The sequence below is a fragment of the Amycolatopsis sp. cmx-4-54 genome, from assembly GCF_046548895.1.
Taxonomy (GTDB): domain Bacteria; phylum Actinomycetota; class Actinomycetes; order Mycobacteriales; family Pseudonocardiaceae; genus Amycolatopsis.
In genome coordinates this window covers 449,151-466,468 of record NZ_JAEBEJ010000005.1, presented here as the reverse complement: position 1 = coordinate 466,468, position 17,318 = coordinate 449,151, and the positions used below count along the sequence as shown (strand labels likewise).

18 protein-coding genes are annotated in these 17,318 nt (G+C 68.8%); 6 read left to right on the top strand and 12 right to left on the bottom strand.

All coding sequences use genetic code 11. The features are described 5' to 3' along the window. The first annotated feature begins 21 nt into the window (after positions 1-21). Positions 22-768, top strand: coding sequence for a thioesterase II family protein (locus ACLJQ7_RS19385; protein WP_410649580.1), 747 nt, complete (start codon positions 22-24; stop codon positions 766-768). Positions 769-795: 27 nt separating this feature from the next. On the opposite strand, the gene ACLJQ7_RS19380 is transcribed toward ACLJQ7_RS19385, so the two are convergent. After that, positions 796-1,227, bottom strand: a complete 432-nt coding sequence (locus tag ACLJQ7_RS19380; protein WP_410649579.1) for a DUF6292 family protein — start codon at positions 1,225-1,227, stop codon at positions 796-798. Positions 1,228-1,327: 100 nt separating this feature from the next. Further along, positions 1,328-1,792 carry a MarR family winged helix-turn-helix transcriptional regulator gene (locus ACLJQ7_RS19375; RefSeq protein ID WP_410649578.1) on the bottom strand — a complete coding sequence of 155 codons (465 nt, stop codon included), beginning with the start codon at positions 1,790-1,792 and terminating at the stop codon, positions 1,328-1,330. Between the two features lie 83 nt (positions 1,793-1,875). On the opposite strand from ACLJQ7_RS19375, the gene ACLJQ7_RS19370 reads away from it, so the two are divergent. Further along, positions 1,876-2,268, top strand: coding sequence for a DUF5313 domain-containing protein (locus ACLJQ7_RS19370; RefSeq protein ID WP_410649577.1), 393 nt, complete (start codon positions 1,876-1,878; stop codon positions 2,266-2,268). Positions 2,269-2,394: 126 nt separating this feature from the next. On the opposite strand, the gene ACLJQ7_RS19365 is transcribed toward ACLJQ7_RS19370, so the two are convergent. Continuing rightward, positions 2,395-3,183, bottom strand: a complete 789-nt coding sequence (locus ACLJQ7_RS19365; protein ID WP_410649576.1) for a hypothetical protein — start codon at positions 3,181-3,183, stop codon at positions 2,395-2,397. A 381-nt stretch (positions 3,184-3,564) separates the two neighbouring features. Between ACLJQ7_RS19365 and ACLJQ7_RS19360 the strand changes: the two genes are divergently transcribed. After that, positions 3,565-4,506, top strand: a complete 942-nt coding sequence (locus ACLJQ7_RS19360; RefSeq protein WP_410649575.1) for a pseudouridine synthase — start codon at positions 3,565-3,567, stop codon at positions 4,504-4,506. A gap of 46 nt (positions 4,507-4,552) precedes the next feature. Here the strand turns inward: ACLJQ7_RS19360 and ACLJQ7_RS19355 are convergent, their stop codons facing one another. Next, complete coding sequence (locus ACLJQ7_RS19355; protein ID WP_410649574.1) at positions 4,553-5,158, bottom strand: hypothetical protein; 606 nt, start codon at positions 5,156-5,158, stop codon at positions 4,553-4,555. Then, positions 5,104-5,538: a hypothetical protein gene (locus tag ACLJQ7_RS19350; protein ID WP_410649573.1), complete on the bottom strand. Its 435-nt coding sequence runs from the start codon at positions 5,536-5,538 to the stop codon at positions 5,104-5,106. Before ACLJQ7_RS19350 ends, ACLJQ7_RS19355 begins: the two co-directional genes overlap by 55 nt. Positions 5,539-5,672: 134 nt before the next feature. Here ACLJQ7_RS19350 and ACLJQ7_RS19345 point away from each other — a divergent pair, with 134 nt between their 5' ends. Further along, positions 5,673-5,873: a hypothetical protein gene (locus ACLJQ7_RS19345; protein ID WP_410649572.1), complete on the top strand. Its 201-nt coding sequence runs from the start codon at positions 5,673-5,675 to the stop codon at positions 5,871-5,873. Here ACLJQ7_RS19345 and ACLJQ7_RS19340 read toward each other — a convergent pair. Then, a complete protein-coding gene (locus ACLJQ7_RS19340) occupies positions 5,845-6,624 on the bottom strand; it encodes an alpha/beta fold hydrolase (protein WP_410649571.1) in 780 nt (259 codons plus the stop codon). The genes ACLJQ7_RS19345 and ACLJQ7_RS19340 overlap by 29 nt on opposite strands. 66 nt (positions 6,625-6,690) lie before the next feature. Here ACLJQ7_RS19340 and ACLJQ7_RS19335 point away from each other — a divergent pair, with 66 nt between their 5' ends. Next, positions 6,691-7,317: an alpha-ketoglutarate-dependent dioxygenase AlkB gene (locus ACLJQ7_RS19335; protein ID WP_410649570.1), complete on the top strand. Its 627-nt coding sequence runs from the start codon at positions 6,691-6,693 to the stop codon at positions 7,315-7,317. 3 nt (positions 7,318-7,320) lie between these two features. Here ACLJQ7_RS19335 and ACLJQ7_RS19330 read toward each other — a convergent pair whose 3' ends face one another. After that, entirely contained in the window at positions 7,321-8,595 is a 1,275-nt protein-coding gene (locus tag ACLJQ7_RS19330; RefSeq protein ID WP_410649569.1) for a cytochrome P450, read from the bottom strand. Between the two features lie 256 nt (positions 8,596-8,851). On the opposite strand from ACLJQ7_RS19330, the gene ACLJQ7_RS19325 reads away from it, so the two are divergent. Further along, positions 8,852-11,977: an ATP-binding protein gene (locus ACLJQ7_RS19325; protein WP_410649568.1), complete on the top strand. Its 3,126-nt coding sequence runs from the start codon at positions 8,852-8,854 to the stop codon at positions 11,975-11,977. A 222-nt stretch (positions 11,978-12,199) separates the two neighbouring features. Here the strand turns inward: ACLJQ7_RS19325 and ACLJQ7_RS19320 are convergent, their stop codons facing one another. The 5 genes from ACLJQ7_RS19320 to ACLJQ7_RS19300 all read right to left on the bottom strand — a co-directional run bounded on the left by ACLJQ7_RS19320 (position 12,200) and on the right by ACLJQ7_RS19300 (position 17,204). Next, entirely contained in the window at positions 12,200-13,051 is an 852-nt protein-coding gene (locus ACLJQ7_RS19320; RefSeq protein WP_410649567.1) for an ABC transporter permease, read from the bottom strand. 170 nt (positions 13,052-13,221) lie between these two features. Next, positions 13,222-14,202, bottom strand: a complete 981-nt coding sequence (locus ACLJQ7_RS19315) for an ATP-binding cassette domain-containing protein (RefSeq protein ID WP_410649566.1) — start codon at positions 14,200-14,202, stop codon at positions 13,222-13,224. 22 nt (positions 14,203-14,224) lie between these two features. Further along, positions 14,225-14,797: an NADPH-dependent FMN reductase gene (locus ACLJQ7_RS19310; RefSeq protein ID WP_410649565.1), complete on the bottom strand. Its 573-nt coding sequence runs from the start codon at positions 14,795-14,797 to the stop codon at positions 14,225-14,227. 101 nt (positions 14,798-14,898) lie between these two features. After that, positions 14,899-15,798 (bottom strand): ROK family protein, encoded by a 900-nt coding sequence (locus ACLJQ7_RS19305; RefSeq protein ID WP_410649564.1) that lies wholly within the window; start codon positions 15,796-15,798, stop codon positions 14,899-14,901. Continuing rightward, positions 15,795-17,204, bottom strand: a complete 1,410-nt coding sequence (locus ACLJQ7_RS19300; protein WP_410649563.1) for an APC family permease — start codon at positions 17,202-17,204, stop codon at positions 15,795-15,797. The genes ACLJQ7_RS19305 and ACLJQ7_RS19300 overlap by 4 nt, the downstream gene beginning before the upstream one ends. Between the last annotated feature and the right edge of the window lie 114 nt (positions 17,205-17,318).

The window sequence follows — 17,318 nt, the reverse complement described above, 5'->3', positions numbered from 1 at the left end:
CACAGATTGGGGGATTTTTCGATGGCAGGACAGGCTTCGAGCAGCTGGACGCGATGCTTCCATCGGGCACCGTCGGCCGGGATGCGGCTCCTCGCCTTCCCGCACGCGGGCGGTTCGGCGAGCGCGTACCGCGCGTTTTCGGCGGCACTCTCGCCCACGATCGAGGTGCACACCGCCCAATACCCGGGGCGGCAGGACCGGATGGGCGAGCCGGTCATCGACGACATCCACGTCCTGGCCGAGCAACTGGTGGACGTCGCCGCCGCGTTCCCGGAACCTTTCGCCCTCTTCGGGCACAGCATGGGTGCGATCGTCGGCTTCGAGGTCGCCCGGCGGCTCGAAGCGCGAGGCATCGTCCCGGCCGCGCTCTTCGTCTCGGCCCGCCGTGGTCCCGATATCCAGAAGGAGAAGTCGCTTCACCTCGCCGACGACGACACCTTCCTCGACGAGGTGAGCCGTCTCGGCGGCACGGACCCCTCGATCTTCGCCGACCCGGACATCCGCGCGCTCGCGTTGCCCGCGCTGCGCGGTGACTACAAGGCCGTCGAGACCTATCGCTACCGGCCCGGCTCCGACGTGAGCTGCCCGATCGTGGCACTCGCCGGGAACGCGGACCCGGTCCTGCACCTCCCGGACGTCGAAAACTGGCGCGAGCACACCACCGGCTCGTTCGAGACGGAGGTGTTCGAGGGCGGTCACTTCTTCCTCGAGGACAACCTCGACGCCGTCGTCGCGCGCATACTCGGCAAGCTGACCGTCAGTCCCTGAGACAGATCGCGTTCGCGCTCGGCGTGTTCAGGCCCAGGCGGAAAGTTCCTTGGCGAGCGCGGACGGCCCGCCGGCGGTGCGCAACGTCGGCGCGCCGGGCCAGCAGTCCTGGTGTTCGCCGGTGCGGAGGGTTTCGGCGAACCTGGCGATCAGCCTCGGCTGCGACGCCACCGTCCGGCCGCCGAGGTAGGCGACGACGACATGGTGATCGTCGCCCGAATGCGTCGCCACGGCGGCGGACCAGCCGTGCTCCTCGTGCCACAGCAGATCGACGTCGCGCTCGGGGAAACCGGGAAGGCGCCAGTTCAGCCTAAGCCGGGCGGTGACCGGACCGGCGAGGTCGACCGTGCACGCGTCCATCCGTATCCCCAGCGCCGCTGCCACGTCCTCCAGGTAGGCGTTGAGCCTGGTCTTGAGCTCCAGACCTGTTTGCGTGGGCGCGGGGGTCGAGGTGGTCACGGTCCCTCATCTTCCTGTCACTTTGAGTTGGCGTGACGGGAATTACCCACCGCGGAGCGGCTTCACACGCTCATTTCGTCACACCCCGGTTTCGGTTCACTCAAGCCGTGGCTTCGATGACGCGGGTCAGTGCCTTGTGGAGCGCCTCCAGCTCGGAGACCTCCATGCCGAGCTTTTCCACGACGCGGTACGGGATCTTCTCGGCCTCCGCGCGCAACGCGCGACCGGATTCCGTCAGCTCGACCGTCAGCAGCCGCTCGTCCTCGGAGCGGCGCCTGCGCGTGACGTAACCGATCGTCTCCAGGCGCTTGAGCAGCGGCGACAGCGTCGCGGGCTCGGCACGCAGAGCGACACTCAGGTCCTTGACGGCTTGTGGTCCCCGCTCCCACAGCGCCAGCATGACGAGGTACTGCGGATGGGTGAGCCCGTGCGGTTCCAGCAACGGACGGTAGATGGCGATGACGCTGCGCGACGCGACCGACAGCGCGAAACACACCTGACGCTCCAGCGCGAGCGGATCCTCGCCCAGATCGATCGACTTAATCTCCGGCCCCTCCGAGTTCATGCGGTCGATCCTAGCCGTGGCGCTAATATTTAGCGTACTAATCATTAGTGTACTGTGAGTGCATCGACGGAAGGAGTCGCCCGATGCCCCGCAAGCGCCCGGACGTGTTCCGCTGGCTGTGGTACTCACTCGGCGGCAGGCTGCCCGAGCGCTACCACGACTGGATCCTCCACGACGCGACCACGGGAAGCTGGCGCTGGCGGCACGTCGCCCGCAGCACGGTGATGATCGCCCCGCTGTGCGCCATGTGGCTGCTCCTGCCCGGCCCGCTCACCCTGCGGCTGGCGATCGTGCTGATGGCCGCGCTCGTCGCGTACTTCTACTCGATGGCCTACATGGAGGAGAGCATCGAGCACCGGCTCGCCAAGAACGGCTTCCCGCCGGGCATCGGGCGCCGGACGCGCGCGGAGGCCGTCGCGGTCGCGGAAGCCGACGTGACCGAGCGGTACCTCACGCGGTACCGGAATCAGGCCTGATTCCTGAGGTCTGCCGTCACGCTGTCGGCTTCCGCCGCTGCTACTCACGCTGCCCAACGTTGCGAAAGCCACTTTCGCAACGTTGAAGGTTGCGAAAGTGGCTTTCGCAACGTCCCAGCGCGGCCCTCAAGCGGCTCGATTGCGGGCAAGGGCGGCACGGTGGGCGGCGACGAGTTCGGCGGCCACCCGCTTCGGTTCCGTTCGCAAGCGGCTGGGCAAGGTCTGGAGAACGACGATCCCCGCGGCGGCGTACCTGGCGTTTCTGGCCACCGTCGCGGCGTACTGCTGCTTGCCGAAGTGGAAGTCGTACGAATCGACCTCCCAAGCCATACCGGCCGACACGAAATAGCCATCGGCGGTCGCGATGTACTCGCCGTTCTCGTCCCGCAACTCGTGATTCCACAAGGGTTCCGGCAAGCCGCTCATCCGCCACACCTTCATCGCGTCGACCTCCGCGGCGGAGCGGGCACCGTCCGCTATCCGGTGCAACGCCTCACGCGGGATCGCGGTGCCACGACTGCTCCCGGCGTCGAGTTCGCCGAACAGCCCCGGAAGGCTCGCGCCTCGCTGCACCGCCTCTGCCAGCAGTGCGGAAACATCCTGGCGAGAGCCGAGGCGGCGACAGCAGTCGAGTACCGACCGCACCAACGGTGCCAGCGGCACTCCATCGACCACGATCGTCTGTGGCAGCCGGGTCGTGCGTTCGATGAGCACATGCCCGGAACTGCCCACCTTGTGTTCGAGGGGAACCAGAAGGTGGAGGAGAAAGGGATGGTCCGGCATCCCCCGCAGTCCCTGCCTCCGGCAAGAGACCACACCTGTCACCACGGCGTCCGGGCCCGCGTACATGAGCGCGGCATCGATCAACTGCCGCCGCGTCGGCCGCCCGGAACTCAGCAGGACGACACCCGGCAACAGTCGTTGCCACCGGTTTCCCGGGACGACACCGGCGATAGCAGGTCATGGACGGGACGCCCAGTTCCCCGAGTCTGGCGACGGTGATCACGCCACCGCGGCTGTGTTGATAGAGCCCCTCGGAGTCACGGGCCCAGTCTCCGGTTTTCATCCTTTGATCGTCAGCGCCCCGACCGATCGAGTGCCAGCCCCGTTTCGCAGACCTGTGGACAACTCGCCACACCAGCCCCACTGTGGATAACTCCTGCGGGGTTGCGAAAGCCACTTTCGCAACGTTGAAGGTTGCGAAAGTGGCTTTCGCAACACCCGAGACCCCAGGCACCACCCAGGAAGCCGCCCGCGACCAGGCCCGACAAGCCGTCGCGGCTAGAGTGCCCGGTGATGAGACGCAAGCTCCGCCCCCCGCTCCCGCCTCGCCACGGGCTCGACCCCGCGAGGCTCAAGATGCCCGCCGAGGGGCCGTGGACGACGTTGCGGGAGCACCTCGTCGAGCGGCTCCCCCGCGTCGCGCCCGAGCGGATCGAGGAGATGCTCCGGGAGGAGCGCATCGTCGGGCTCGACGGGCCGCTTGGCGTCGATTCCCCGTTCGTGCCGGACTCGTTCATCTGGTTCCATCGCGACCTGCCCGACGAGGTCGACGTGCCGTTCGAGGTCTCCGTCGTGCACCGCGACGAGCATTTCCTGATCGCCGACAAACCGCATTTCCTCGCGACGATCCCGCGCGGGCGGCACATCCTGCAGACCGCGCTGGTCCGTCTGCGCCGCGAGTTCGACCTGCCGCGGCTCAGCCCCGCGCACCGGCTCGACCGGGTCACCGCGGGGCTCATCCTGTTCGTGATCACCCCCGAAGTCCGCGGCAAGTACCAGACGATGTTCCGGGATCGCTTGGTGCACAAGGAATACGAAGCGATCGCCCGCTACGACCCTGACCTCGTGCTGCCGCGCGAGATCAGCAGCCGCATCGTCAAGGAACGTGGCGTCATCGCCGCGCAGGAGGTCGACGGGCCACCCAACGCCGAGACGCGCGTCGAGCTGATCGAGCACCGCGACGGCCTCGGCCGGTACCGCCTGATCCCCGCGACCGGCCGCACCCACCAGCTCAGGTTGCACATGAGCGGTCTCGGGTTGCCGATCCTCGGCGACGACTTCTACCCGGAGCTGACCGAAACCCCGCTCGACGACTTCACCGAACCCTTGCAACTGCTGGCGAAAGTCCTCGAGTTCACCGATCCGGTCACCGGGGAACGCCGCCGGTTCGAGAGCAGGCAGACGCTCCAGGCCTGGACGGACCTCGACGCGTGGCGCCGCGGGCCCGTGCCGTGAAGGCCTCCCCTGAAGGTAGTGAAGGAGGCCTTCACGGACATAAGGCTTACTTCCGCCAGAACTTGATCCCGCTCCAGGCCACCTTGACCGGTCCGGCGCCGCTCGCGGTCCGATAGGCACCGAACTTGTCGTAGTAGCTCCCGCCGCTGCTGCTCACGGTTTGCTTCAGCGAGCCGTTGATGTACACCTTGTGCGTGCTCCCGACCTGGTGCACGGTGTTGACCCGCACTGACGTCCCGACGGTCGCCCCGCTCCCCAGCGTGTCCCCGCCGTGGACGGCGTAAAGTCGCCCGCCGCGTTCGACCGCGAGCATGAAGTACGGCCCGGCGGTCGGCGCGTCGCGAAAGGTCTGCTTGAGGCTGATCCGGGTGCCCGCCATGCTGGTGATCCGGAACGATCCCTCGAACTGCCGGGTCCCGCCGGTGTAGGTCACGTAGCGCCGTTCCGCCCGCTGATCCCCGCTTCCGGTGGAGCAGGTCAGCTCGAAGTTCAGCCCGTCGACGTTGCCACAGCCGCGTTCCTGGACGTTGAACGACGGATTCTCCGCCGTCCACGGCCCGGTGCCGACCTGAGCGTTCGCCGGCATCGCCGACGCGATCAGGCCGAGCACGGCCGCCGCGACCACCCCGGCGGTCCGAAGTCGTCTCCGCATCCTGCCTCCTGCACATTCAGGGCGGCGGTGATGGTCCAGACCAGGACCAGGCTGCGACTGTACGAGTACGAACCGTCGTCGGACAAGACGTTGACGCCCCGGCGTCCCGCTGATTGGGTAACGACGGTGATCCTCTCCTTGACGGTCCTCGAAGGACTGGCGGCCGGGACGATCGACCTGGCCTTCCGGCGCTGGTCGAAACAGAACGTCCACCCTGGCGACGTGATGCGCCTGGAGGCCGGCGTGATCGAGGTCGTCTCGGTCGAGAGCGTCGACCCCGCCGCCATCACCGACGCCGACGGCCGCCGGTCCGGCGCCGAGTCGGCGAACGCGGTGCGGGGCACTCTGCGCGGCCCCGCGGACGCCCCGGTGTACCGCATCGGCCTGCGCCACCTCGGCCCCGATCCCCGGCGCGCGCTCAGCGCGGACGCCGAACTGTCCGAAAAGGACTTCGAGGAAATCCGCGAACGACTGTCCAAGATGGACAGACGGCGTCCGTGGACGCACGAGACCCTTGCGCCTCATCCGCGACAATCCCGGACGCCGCGCCCAAGAACTCGCCGACCTCCTCGGCCGCGAGAAGGATCCGTTGAAGCTCGACATCCGCAAGCTCAAGAACCTCGGCCTGACGCTCAGCCTCGAAGTCGGCTACCGGATCTCCCCGCGCGGCGCGGCCTACCTGCGGCTTACCGAGGATCCCGGTAAAACGCGCTGAGTTCCGGCACGAGCCGCTCCGGCGGGACACTGTGGAACTCGCCGTCCAGCTCCACCTGCCTCGCCCCCGGGATCACCTTCGCGGCGACGAGAGCGGCGGTCTTCAGCCAGTCCGTGCTGCCGTTGCTGTTCACCACGAGGACGGGCGTCGCGACCGACGCCAGCTCGCCGGGCACCTTGGAGTCCCTCATCACGAAGGCGTCGTGAACGAGCGTCGGCGCGAACGACCGCAGTTCGGCCCATACCGGCGTCTCCTTGGCCTCTGCCACGGCCTCCTCCGGAGCGCCGACCGCGGACATCATGAACAGGGCGACGGCGTCGTCCCACCGGTTCGCCGCGACCAGCTCGCGCATCTGCTCGGCGTACCCCTCGGGAACCTCTTCCGTTTCACCGCGATAGGGCGGCTCGAAGACCGACAGCAGAGTCATCGGCACGCCGGCCGCGGCGGCGAGGAGGGCCAGCGCGCCGCCGGAGGAGATGCCGTGCACGATCACCGGCTCACCGAGCGAGGCGACGACCGCGGCCAGATCCTCGATCTCGCGCTCGACCGCGTACGGCGCGGTACACCCGCTGTCGCCGCGTCCCCGCCGGTCGTAGGTCACCACGGAGAACTCGGCCGTCAGCTCCGCGACCAGCGGTTCGTCGCCGTGCCGGTCGTTGCCCGCACCCGCGACGACGACCACGACCGGTCCCGCGCCACGGCGTTCGAACACGATCGGCGTCCCATCGGCGGACTTCGCTGTGTCGATCATGCTCGCCATCGTGCCACTCGAACACCCGTTCGACAAATGAGCGGAACCGGGGTAGGTTCGGTCGCCATGACCCCCGCGCTTCAAGCCTCGCTGTTCGACGAGTGCGCCGCGCTCGGGCTGGGCTCGCTCGACGGGCTCCGGCGCACCGAGCTGACCCGTGGCGCCTGGATAGACGTGCTCCCTGGCTGGCTCTCCGGAGCGGACGAGCTGTTCACCCGGCTCGCCGAAGACGTGCCATGGCACGCCGAAAGGCGCCAGATGTACGACCGCGTCGTCGCCGTCCCGCGGCTGCTGAGCCACTACCGCGAGGGCATGCCGCTCCCCCACCCGATCCTCACGGAGGCGAGGGAGACGCTCTCGGCGCACTACGCGGAAGAGCTCGGCGAGCCGTTCGTGACCTCCGGCCTGTGCTTCTACCGGGACGGGCGCGACAGCGTCGCCTGGCACGGCGACGACACCGGCCGTTCCCGCACCGAGGACACCATGGTGGCGATCGTCTCGGTCGGCGCCGCCCGCCAGCTGGCCCTGCGGCCGCGTGGCGGGGGCGAGACCGTCCGGCACGCCCTCGGCCACGGCGACCTGATCGTCATGGGCGGCAGCTGCCAGCGGACCTGGGAACACGCCGTCCCCAAGACCGCCAAACCGGTCGGGCCGAGGATCAGCGTCCAATTCCGCCCGAGAGGAGTCGCCTGAGGATCAGTCCAGCAGCACCGGCAACGCGTCGACGCCGTAGACGATCGAGACCTTCCGGAAGCCGACCGCGTCCGGTTCGATCGCCAGCCGCATCTCGGGGAACCGGCGTACCAGCGCGGGATACGCGGTGCGCAGTTCCATCCTGGCCAGTTCGGCACCGATGCACCGGTGGATGCCCCAGCCGAAGGCGAGGTGTGACGTCGGCTCACGGGTCGCGTCGAACTTCTCCATGTCCTCGCCGAGGCCGCCGTCACGGTTCGCGACGTTGAGCGAGACCAGCACGATGTCGCCCTTCGCGATCCGGACGCCCGCGATCTCCATGTCCTCCTTGGCGAACCGCGGGAAGGCCATCTGCACGACGGTCAGGTACCGCAGCAGTTCCTCGACGAACTTGTGGACGGCGCCGTCGTCGCCGCGGACGGTCTCGAACAGCGAGCGGTCCTTGAGCAGCACGAGCGCGCCGAGCGCGATCATGCTCGCCGTGGTCTCCAGCCCGCCGGTGAGCACACCGTCGGCGAGGCCCGCGAGTTCGCGGTCGTCGATCTCGTCGCCGTGCTCCTTGATGAGCATGCCGAGCAGTCCGTCGCCCGGGTTCTCGCGCTGTTTCTTGACGATTTCGTCCAGATAGGACAGTGACTCGGTCATCGCTCCGAGTGACGCGCCCGCGCCGGCGAAGAGATCGAACCGGGCGGTGCTCAGCCGCTGGAAATCGTCGCGGTCCTCGTACGGGACGCCCAGCAGTTCGCAGATCGTCAGCGACGGGATCGGCAGCGCGAAGGCCTCCCACAGGTCGACGGGACCGTCGGTCTTCGCCATCGCGTCGAGCTGGTCGGCGACGATCTCGTCGATCCGCGGCGCCAGGCGCGACAGCCGCCGCATGGTGAACTCCGGTGTGAGCAGGCGCCGCAGCCGGGTGTGCACCGGCGGATCGGCGAACCCGAGCCCGCCGGGGTTCTGGTCCTCGGTCACGCCCGCGTTCCCGACCAGGTTCGTGAAGTCGTTGCTGAACTCGCTCACCTTGCCGAGTACGGCCTTGGCCTCGTCGTAGCCGGTGACCAGCCAGCCGTTCATCCCGAACGGCAGGTCGAGTTTGCTGATCGGCTCCGTCGCGCGGATCCGGCCCAGCTCGGCCACCGGGTCGAGACCGTCGCGCTTGAGCGGCAGCAGCGCGTTGTCCGGGATGATCGACATCTTGGACAGGTCGAAACCGTTCTTCTGCTGACGCGCGAGGTAGCGGCGGCCGATCCAAGCCAACACGCGCGAGCGAATGCTCCCCATACCCCGTACCCTACTCCAGCCGCTGACCACCTGACCTGGCACAACAGGTCGCCTTCGGCCGGCGGGACCGGAATTTCGACGGTTGTTCACCCGCCGTCCCACTCGATTAGTCACGTCCAGAAAGTCGGTTTTCCCTCGCGAAAGGTTCCCGGCGACCGGGAGACGTCGGTCACCGTCGGTCACGACGAACCTCGGGTAACGCCTGACATCGGGAGCGCGTCGTGAGATTGTCGGACCTTACTGGGAGGATTCGGACATGTCAGCCGCGCTCATCGGACGCGACCATCCCGCGGGGGTGCTCCGCGCGGAGATCGCCCGTGCCGCCGAAAGCCACGGCGGGCTGGTGCTGGTCACCGGCGAGGCCGGGATCGGCAAGACCACGCTCGTCACCGGCGCCGCCGAAGAGGCGAAGCGCCTCGGCGCCCTGGTGCTCAACGGATCCTGTTGGGACTCCGCGAGCGCACCGGGCTATTGGCCGTGGACACAGGTGGTCCGCGGGTTGCGGCGCGCGGTCGGGCAGGGCCGCTGGGCCGCGATCGCCGACAGCGAATTGGACGTCCTGCTCGGTGAGGCGCGCGGCGACGGCGCGGCCGACGGGTTCCGGCTGTACGACGCGGTGACGAGCGTGCTGGTGGCCGCCTCCCAGGACCGGCCGATCGTGGTGGTGCTCGACGATCTGCACTGGGCCGACGCCGCCTCGCTGCGGTTGCTCGAGTTCGCCGCGCAGCACACCTGGTTCGAACGGCTGCTGCTGATCGGCACGTACCGGGACGTCGAGGTCGAGGCGACCGATCACCCGCTTCGCTCGCTCATGATGCCGCTGCTCGCGAAGGCCACTTCGGTCACTCTCACCGGCCTTGAACCGGACGAGGTCGGCGCGCTCATGGCCAGGACGGCGGGCGCGGCGCCCGAGGACGAGCTGGTCGCCGAGGTCCACCGCCGCACGGGCGGCAACCCGTTCTTCGTCGAGCAGACGGCGCGGCTCTGGCACAGCGGCGGTTCCGCCGAGACCATCGCACCCGGCGTGGCCGACGCCCTGCAGCGTCGGCTTTCCCTGCTCCCCCAGCCGGTCCTCGATCTGCTGACCACCGCCTCGGTTCTCGGCCGGGAGTTCCACCGCCGCCTGCTCGCGGGCGTGGCGTCGGCCCCCGTGCCCCAGGTGGACCGGCTGCTCGACCAGGCCGTCGCGTCACGGCTGGTGGCGGTGCAGGGCCAAGGGCGCTTCGCCTTCGCCCACGACCTGGTCCGCGAGACGCTGTACGCGAGCCTGCCCGAATCGGACCGCCGGAAACAACATGCCGCTGTCGTCGCGGCGGTCCGCGAGACACCGGCGTCACGGGACAGCCTCTTCCCCGCGGACCTGGCCCGCCACGCGCTGCTCGCCGGCCGGGAACTCGATCCCGGCCAGGCCATCGACCTGTTGCTGGCCGCCGCGGTCGACGCCACCGGCCGGATGGCGATCGAGGAGACGACCACGCATTACCGACGGGCGATGGAGATCGCGGAGGACCAACGTCGTCGGGCGAGCATCGCCCTCGAACTGGGCGCGCATCTGACCCGCCACCACGAGACGGACGAGGGCAGACAGGTCCTCGACGAGGTCTCCGCGCTCATCCACGAACTCGACGACGACGATCTCCTCGCCCGGCTGGCGCTGACCCTGGTGCGCGCCGATCACAGAAGCCTCCGGGTCGACGAGACGGTCAAGGTGCTCACCGAAGCGCACACGCGGCTTTGCGGCCGAGAGCCCGGACAAGAGCTCACCGTCGAGGAGATGACGCAGGAACTCTCCGCGCGCATCATGATGACCGCCCGCGACGACCAGGACGATTCCGCGCTGTTGTTCGGTTTGTGGGCCCGGCACGACGCGATCTGGGGCCCGGGCAGCGCCGCGGAACGGGAGCGGCTCACCGACGAACTGGTCGCCGTCGGCCGCCGCACGGCGAACCCGGAATTGGAGCACTACGCGGCGTCCTTCAAGTGGGTGGCGCAGCTGGAACAGGGCGATCCCCGGTATTTCGAGCAATATCAGGAGTTTCTCGCCCTGGCGAGCACCGGCAAGGCGCCGAGTTCGCAGCTGGCCTCCCGGATCGACCAGAGCATCATCGCCACGCTTCAGGGCCGGTTCGCCGAAGCCGAGGCGTATATCGATCAGGTGATCTCGTGCCACGCGGGGGACGAACATCCCCATTTCGCCGACCTGACCCAGCTGCAGCGGTGGGCCCGGTGGTGCCTGGAGGGGCGGTTCGCCGAGCTCACCGGGCTGCACCGCGAGATCTCGCGCAGCGGGTACTCCTACGGCCGGTTGTTGGAGGCGATCACCGCGGCCCAGCGCGAGGACGCCGGGGAGGCCGTCCGGCTCACCGATCTCGCCGCCGACGTGAAACCGTATCCTCGCGACCTGGAAGCGTTGTGGTTGCGCTGCCAGGCGCAGACGGCGGCGGTCTCACGCGATCCCGAACGCTGTGAGGCAGCTCGCGCGCTGCTCGTGCCGTACAGCGGGGAGTGGCTGGTTTCCCTGTACGGCTGCGAGATCTCCGGCCCGGTCGACCTCTGGCTCGGCAGGCTCGACCTGGCGCAGGAACGCTGGAACGACGCGGTGGACCGGCTGCGCGGTGCCGTGCTCTCCGCGGATCGGCTCCGCGCCACCGTCTGGGCGACCGAAGCCAAGTCCTGGCTGGCGAAGGCACTGCTCGGCCGGAAACTCGAAGGCGACACCGCGGCCGCGGCGGCACTCTTGGCCGAAGCGACCGAAGAAGCCACCACACTCGGCATGCGGCCGGTCGTGGCCAGGATGACGAAAGCACGTGAGGAGACGCGGGCTCCGGCCGCGCCGAGGGCGGAGTTCCGTCGCGACGATGCCGTGTGGACCTTGCACTTCGACGGTGTCACCGCCCACCTCCCGGACTCGAAAGGCTTGCGGGATCTGCATTTCCTGCTCGGCAGGCCGGGTTCGGAGATCGCGGCCGTCCGGCTGCTCGATCCCGAAGGTGGCGAGGTGGTCGTCGCCGCGAAGAGCCTCGGCGGAGACGCCGTCCTCGACGACGAGGCGAAAGCGCGGTACCGCGCGCGGCTCGACGAACTGGACGAACTGATCGACACCGCGACCGGGATGGGCCAGGACGCCCGCGCCGCGGCGCTGGACCGTGAACGGGACGCGCTGCTCGCCGAACTGCGGTCCGCGGCCGGTCTCGGCGGCCGCACCCGGCGGCTCGGTGACGAGGCGGAACGCGCCCGCAAGACGGTGACCGCCCGGATCCGGGACACCCTGCGCAAACTCGACGAGCAGCATCCGGCGCTGGCCGCGCACCTGCGCGCGGCCGTCACCACCGGTTCCTCGTGCCGTTACACACCCGAAGACAAGGTCCCCTGGCGGCTGTGAGCCGCCAGATCTCCGGGACGCCCTTGCCGGTTCGCGTGATCAGAAGGACGACACGCGTGACTGAACGGACGACACGCGTGATCGGACGGACGACACGCGCGTGGCCAGGTTTCGCCGCGTGTCGGCCATCCAGTCACGCGTGTCGGCCGTCCAGTCACGCGAACCCGCCTGCCGAGGTGGCCGTGCGTGTTCCGGGTCGCCGGAACCCCCACGTCCCCCAGGTCACTTGCGGTTGTAGAGCCGCATCGTCAAGGTGCCGAAGACCGCGAGGATGACCGCGCCGGCGATCAGCACCCAGGTGATCTCGCCGCCGTCCCAGTTGCCCTCCATCATCGAGCGGACCGCCGCGACCACGTGGGTCACCGGGTTGACGTCGACGAAGGCCTGCAGCCAGCCCGGCATCGTCTCCGGGTTGACGTAGATGTTGCTGAGGAAGGTCAGCGGGAACAGCACCATCATGCTGACGCCCATCACCGACTTCTCGCTGCGCAGCAGCAGGCCGAACATCGTCCAGATCCACGAGAACGCGAACGAGAACGCCAGCAGGAGGAGGATCGCGGCGGCCACGCCACCGACTCCGCCGCCGGGGCGGAAGCCCATGATCAGCCCGACGCCGAGGATCACCAGCGACGCGATGAGATAGCGCAGCATGTCGCCGAGCAGATAGCCGACCATCGCCGACGGCCGCCAGATCGGCAGCGTGCGGAACCGGTCGAACACGCCCTTCTCGATGTCGGTGTTCACCGAGATCCCGGTGTACATGGTGATCATCAGGATGCTGCTCGCCATGATGCCCGGCAGCAGGAACTGCAGGTACTCCGTCGGCGAGCCGGACAGCGCGCCGCCGAACAGGTAGGTGAACATCAGCGTCATCATGATCGGGAACGCCGTGACGTCGAACAGCTGCTCGGGCACGTGCTTGATCTTCAGCATCGCGCGCCACCCGAAGGTGACCGAAGTCGACAGCGCGCTGGGGCGCTGAGGGCGGTTCTTCGCGATCAGGACGGCGGCGAGATCCTCCGCCTTCGGTGCCGCGAGAACGGGTTCGTTGTCTTTGACTGCCGTGGTACTCAAGCTGTTTCCTCCTCTATTCCGCGCGCGTCCGCGATCGTGTCGCCAGGACGCACGTCCAAGATGGCTCTTTCGTCCGAGAGGCCAGGCGTCCTGCCGCCCCGATAGCGGGGCATGGCCGGGGCGCGCGCCTCAAATCACCAGAAGTTCGAGTGCCAGGCCGAACTCCGTGCTCAAGCTGCACTCTCCTCAGGCGTGGCGGTGCGGTCGGTCAGGGCCAGGAAGACCTCGTCGAGGCTCGGCTGGCCGAGGGAGAAGGTGTCGACGACGATCCCGGCGCGCGCGAGTTCGCTCAGTGCGCGTGCGGCGTGCTCGGCGGCACCCTGTTCGGTGCTTTCCCCCGAGAGCCGCGCGGTGAGCGCGACGGGGTCCGGTTCCAGCAGTACCTGGGCCTCCAGGGTGCGGACGAGCAGCGCTTCGGCCTCGGCCCGCTGGTCGGCCTCGCGCAGCCGGACGTGGACCGCGCCGGCCCCGACCGACGCCTTCAGCTGCCCCTTGGTGCCTTCGGCGATCACCTTGCCGTGGTCGATGACCGCGATCCGGGACGCCAGCTGGTCGGCCTCGTCGAGGTACTGCGTGGTCAGCAGGACCGTGGTGCCGTGCTTCACGATCGCGCGCACGATGTCCCAGACCTGGTTGCGGCTGCGGGGATCGAGCCCGGTCGTCGGCTCGTCGAGGAAGAGCACGTCCGGGGTGTTGAGGATGCTCGCGGCGATGTCGATCCGCCGCCGCATCCCGCCGGAGTAGTTCTTCACCTGCCTGCCCGCGGCCTCGGTCAGGCCGAACGCCGCCAGCAGCTCCTCCGCCCGTGCGCGGGCGGCCGGTTTGCGGTGCCCGGTCAGCCTGCCGATCAGCACCAGGTTCTCGGTGCCGGTCAGGTCTTCGTCGACCGAGGCGTACTGCCCGGTCAGGCTCACCATGGAGCGGACCGCGTCGGCGTCGCGGACGACGTCCTTGCCGAAGATGCGCGCTTCTCCGCCGTTGGGGCGGAGCAGGGTCGCGAGCATCTTCACGGCGGTGGTCTTGCCGGCGCCGTTCGGCCCGAGGACGCCGTACACGGTGCCGGCGGGGACCTTCAGGTCGATCCCGTCGACCGCCCGGTTCTCCCCGAACACCTTGACCAGCCCCGAGGCTTCGATGGCCAGTTCACTCATTTTCGTTTCCTTTCACAAGCATTCAGCAGACATAGGGGCGAGCGGCGCGTGCTTCACGCAGGGCGAGGCCCCACCATGCGAGCTCGTCGAGCAGGGTGGTCACGGCCTGTCCCTGCCCGTCGCTGTCGAAGGGGGTGCCGTCGCGGGCGAAGGTGCCGTCCAGGAGGTTGAAAGCCACGGTGTCGCGCATGGTCACCGTGTGCAGTTCGGTGAAGATCGTGCGCAGCTGCTCCACGGCGTAGAGCCCTTGCGAGCGGTAGCCGTAGGAGACGAACCCGACCGGCTTCGCACGCCACTCGTCGTAGGCGCAGTCGATCGCCTGCTTGAGCGACGCCGGGAAACTGCGGTTGTACTCGGGTGTGACGACGACGAATGCCTCGGCCTCGTCGACCAGCCTCGCGAACCGCTTCATATCGGACGTCGGATGCTCCGGCAGCCCCGCGGGCAGGTCGAAGTCGACCAGGTCGAGCACTTCGGTGACGAGGTCCTCCCGGTTTTCCGTACGGCCGGTGAACCACTTGCCGACGGCGTCCCCCACCCGCCCCTCGCGGGTGCTTCCGATGATCACCGCGACCCGCAGTGGACTGGTGTCCATGACCGACCTCCTCTCGCTTCACCCCTTGGGCGCGAGAAAGCCGCCGGGCTTTCGCTAGATCGGATCTAGCGGACGCCCGGCGGCTTCGGTCGGTGATCTCGCTACGCGTCCAGCGCGATCGCGATCGCGCCCAGCAGGGACGCGTCCTGGTCGAATTTCGCCGAGACCAGTTCCGGCGGGAACGGCACGGCTTGCGCGAGCCGCTCGCGCAGCGCGGGCAGCAGGATGTCGGCCGAGCGCACCAGTCCCCCGCCGACGGCGATGCGCTGCGGGTCGAGCGCGATGGCGAGGTTCGCGACGTGCATCGACAGTTCGTCGAGGGCCGCGCCGACCAGTTCCTTGGCCTGCGCGTTCTCCCTGGCGAGGCCGAACAGTTCACCCGCGGTCACCGGGCGGCCGAGCAGCGCACTCGCCCGGCCGCCAAGCCCACGCCCACCGACGGCTTCCTCCAGCGGCGCCGCTCCGCCGGCGAACCCGTCGGTGTCCTGCGGCGAGAGGAGGTTGTAGCCGATCTCTCCCGCAGCGCCGTTGGCGCCAGCCAGCAGCCGTCCGCCGACCAGGACCGCCGCGGCGATCCCGGTCCCCAGCGAGAGGAACACCGCCGGATCGGTGTCCGCCAGTGCCCCCCATCGCCATTCCGCGAGCGCCGCCGCCTTGGCGTCGGTGCCCACCTCGATCGGCACGCCCTCGAACTCGGCGGCGACGAGGTCGCGCAGCCGCAGTTGCTCCCAGCCCGGCACGTTGGGCGCGAGCAGGATGCGGTCCTCCAGCACGATCCCCGGGCTGACCACGCCGATCGCGACGAGCCGGTCCGCGGCGCCTTCGTCGGCGAGCAGTTTCCGCGCCGCGGCGAGCGCGCGGCTCACCACCTGTTCGGCGCCGGCTTGCGCGTCGGTGTCCAGCCGCCGGGTGACCAGCAGGCTCCCGGCCCGGTCGGCCAGCCCGATCGCGACCTTCGTGCCGCCGAAGTCGATCCCCAGGATCAGGTCTTCCCCCGTCATTTCCCGTTCCCCTCTGCCGCCCCCGCGAACACTTCCCGAATTCCCTTGGGCCCGAACGGCCACACGCGCTCCGCCTTGGCATAGGCGAGGAACGCCACCGCGCCGAGCGCGATCCACCCCACCGAAAGCCCGATGGAGAGCCAGGTCGCGGAGAAGTAGATGTAGACCCAGCCGAGCAACGCGATGACCGTCGGGATCGGGTAGAGCCATTGGCGGTACGGCCGCTCCAGTTCCGGACGTCGCCGTCGCAGCACGACGATCGCCGCGACCTGCGCGAGCGACTGGATGAGCACCAGCACCGTCACCGCCGCGTTGATCACCGCGGTCAGCGTGAACAGTGAGCCGATCGCGGCGATGACGCCCATCGTCAGCACACCGGCGGTCGGCAGGTTCAGCTTCGGGTGCAGCCTGGCGAACACCGGCAGGAACACCTTGTCGCGCGCGGCTTCGAACGGGACCCGCGAACCGCCGAGCAGACCGGCGAACACCGAACCGATCGCGGCGATCACGATGAACACGGTGATGACCTTGGCCGCGCCCGTGCCCCACGCCTGTTCCAGCACGGTGGAGGCGACCGAAGTCGCGGTCTTCAGTTCCTCCAGCGGAATCGAGCCGAGCACCCCGAGCTGCAGCAGGAAGTACAGGCTCATGATGCCGAGGATCGAGAGGATGATCGACCGCGGCAGCGTCCGGCCCGGGTCACGCACTTCGCCGCCGAGGTAGGCACTGGTGTTGTAGCCGAGGTAGTCGTAGATGGCGATGATCAGGCCGGCGCCGAGCCCGGCCCAGAACGCGCCGCCGTCGAACGAGAACGCGCCCGGCGTGAAGGCGAACGCTTGCGCGCCGTCGAAGTGGGTGAAGGCCGCGACGATCACCGAGAGCGCGGCGAACAGCATGATCCCGAACAGGACGGTGGTCAGCTTCCCGATCTCGCCGATCTTGCGGAACAGCGCCAGCACGATCAGCACGATGACGCCGAGGCCGATGATCTTGCCGAGCGCCGTCGTCCCGCCGTCGTCGGCGACCCCGGGGACCAGATACCCGAGGTACTGGACGAGCCCGATGATGCCGGTGGACATGATCAGCGGGATGAACAGCACCGCGCTCCAGGCGAACAGGAACGGCATGAGCCTGCCGGTACGGGAGCCGAACGCCTCGCGCAGATAGACGTAGGTGCCGCCGGCACCGGGGAGGGCGGCACCGAGTTCGGCCCAGATCAGGCCGTCGGCCAACGCGATGACCGCGCCGATGAGCCAGCCGAACATGGCCTGCGGGCCGCCGAGCGTCACCACCATCGCGGGGATGGTGACGAACGGGCCGATGCCGCACATCTGGGTCATGTTGATGGCGGTCGCCTGGAGCGGTCCGATCTTCCGCTCGAGCCCCGGCCGCGGGGATGAACTCAAAACGCGCCTCCTGTTAGTTAGTAAAGTTTCTTAACATAATTTCGGGCGTGTCGGAAGGCCGGTCCGCAAAGTTGTCGTCCTCCGGTCCACCCGGAATTGCCCGAAAGGGCGGAT

What these genes read in the sequence shown, in the direction of transcription:
- ACLJQ7_RS19385 (WP_410649580.1), top strand. Translation starts at nt 22, where the DNA reads ATGGCAGGACAGGCTTCGAGCAGCTGGACGCGATGCTTCCATCGGGCA.
- ACLJQ7_RS19375 (WP_410649578.1), bottom strand. Translation starts at nt 1,792, where the DNA reads ATGAACTCGGAGGGGCCGGAGATTAAGTCGATCGATCTGGGCGAGGAT.
- ACLJQ7_RS19370 (WP_410649577.1), top strand. Translation starts at nt 1,876, where the DNA reads ATGCCCCGCAAGCGCCCGGACGTGTTCCGCTGGCTGTGGTACTCACTC.
- ACLJQ7_RS19360 (WP_410649575.1), top strand. Translation starts at nt 3,565, where the DNA reads ATGAGACGCAAGCTCCGCCCCCCGCTCCCGCCTCGCCACGGGCTCGAC.
- ACLJQ7_RS19355 (WP_410649574.1), bottom strand. Translation starts at nt 5,158, where the DNA reads ATGCGGAGACGACTTCGGACCGCCGGGGTGGTCGCGGCGGCCGTGCTC.
- ACLJQ7_RS19350 (WP_410649573.1), bottom strand. Translation starts at nt 5,538, where the DNA reads ATGCGGTACACCGGGGCGTCCGCGGGGCCGCGCAGAGTGCCCCGCACC.
- ACLJQ7_RS19340 (WP_410649571.1), bottom strand. Translation starts at nt 6,624, where the DNA reads ATGATCGACACAGCGAAGTCCGCCGATGGGACGCCGATCGTGTTCGAA.
- ACLJQ7_RS19335 (WP_410649570.1), top strand. Translation starts at nt 6,691, where the DNA reads ATGACCCCCGCGCTTCAAGCCTCGCTGTTCGACGAGTGCGCCGCGCTC.
- ACLJQ7_RS19330 (WP_410649569.1), bottom strand. Translation starts at nt 8,595, where the DNA reads ATGGGGAGCATTCGCTCGCGCGTGTTGGCTTGGATCGGCCGCCGCTAC.
- ACLJQ7_RS19325 (WP_410649568.1), top strand. Translation starts at nt 8,852, where the DNA reads ATGTCAGCCGCGCTCATCGGACGCGACCATCCCGCGGGGGTGCTCCGC.
- ACLJQ7_RS19315 (WP_410649566.1), bottom strand. Translation starts at nt 14,202, where the DNA reads ATGAGTGAACTGGCCATCGAAGCCTCGGGGCTGGTCAAGGTGTTCGGG.
- ACLJQ7_RS19310 (WP_410649565.1), bottom strand. Translation starts at nt 14,797, where the DNA reads ATGGACACCAGTCCACTGCGGGTCGCGGTGATCATCGGAAGCACCCGC.
- ACLJQ7_RS19305 (WP_410649564.1), bottom strand. Translation starts at nt 15,798, where the DNA reads ATGACGGGGGAAGACCTGATCCTGGGGATCGACTTCGGCGGCACGAAG.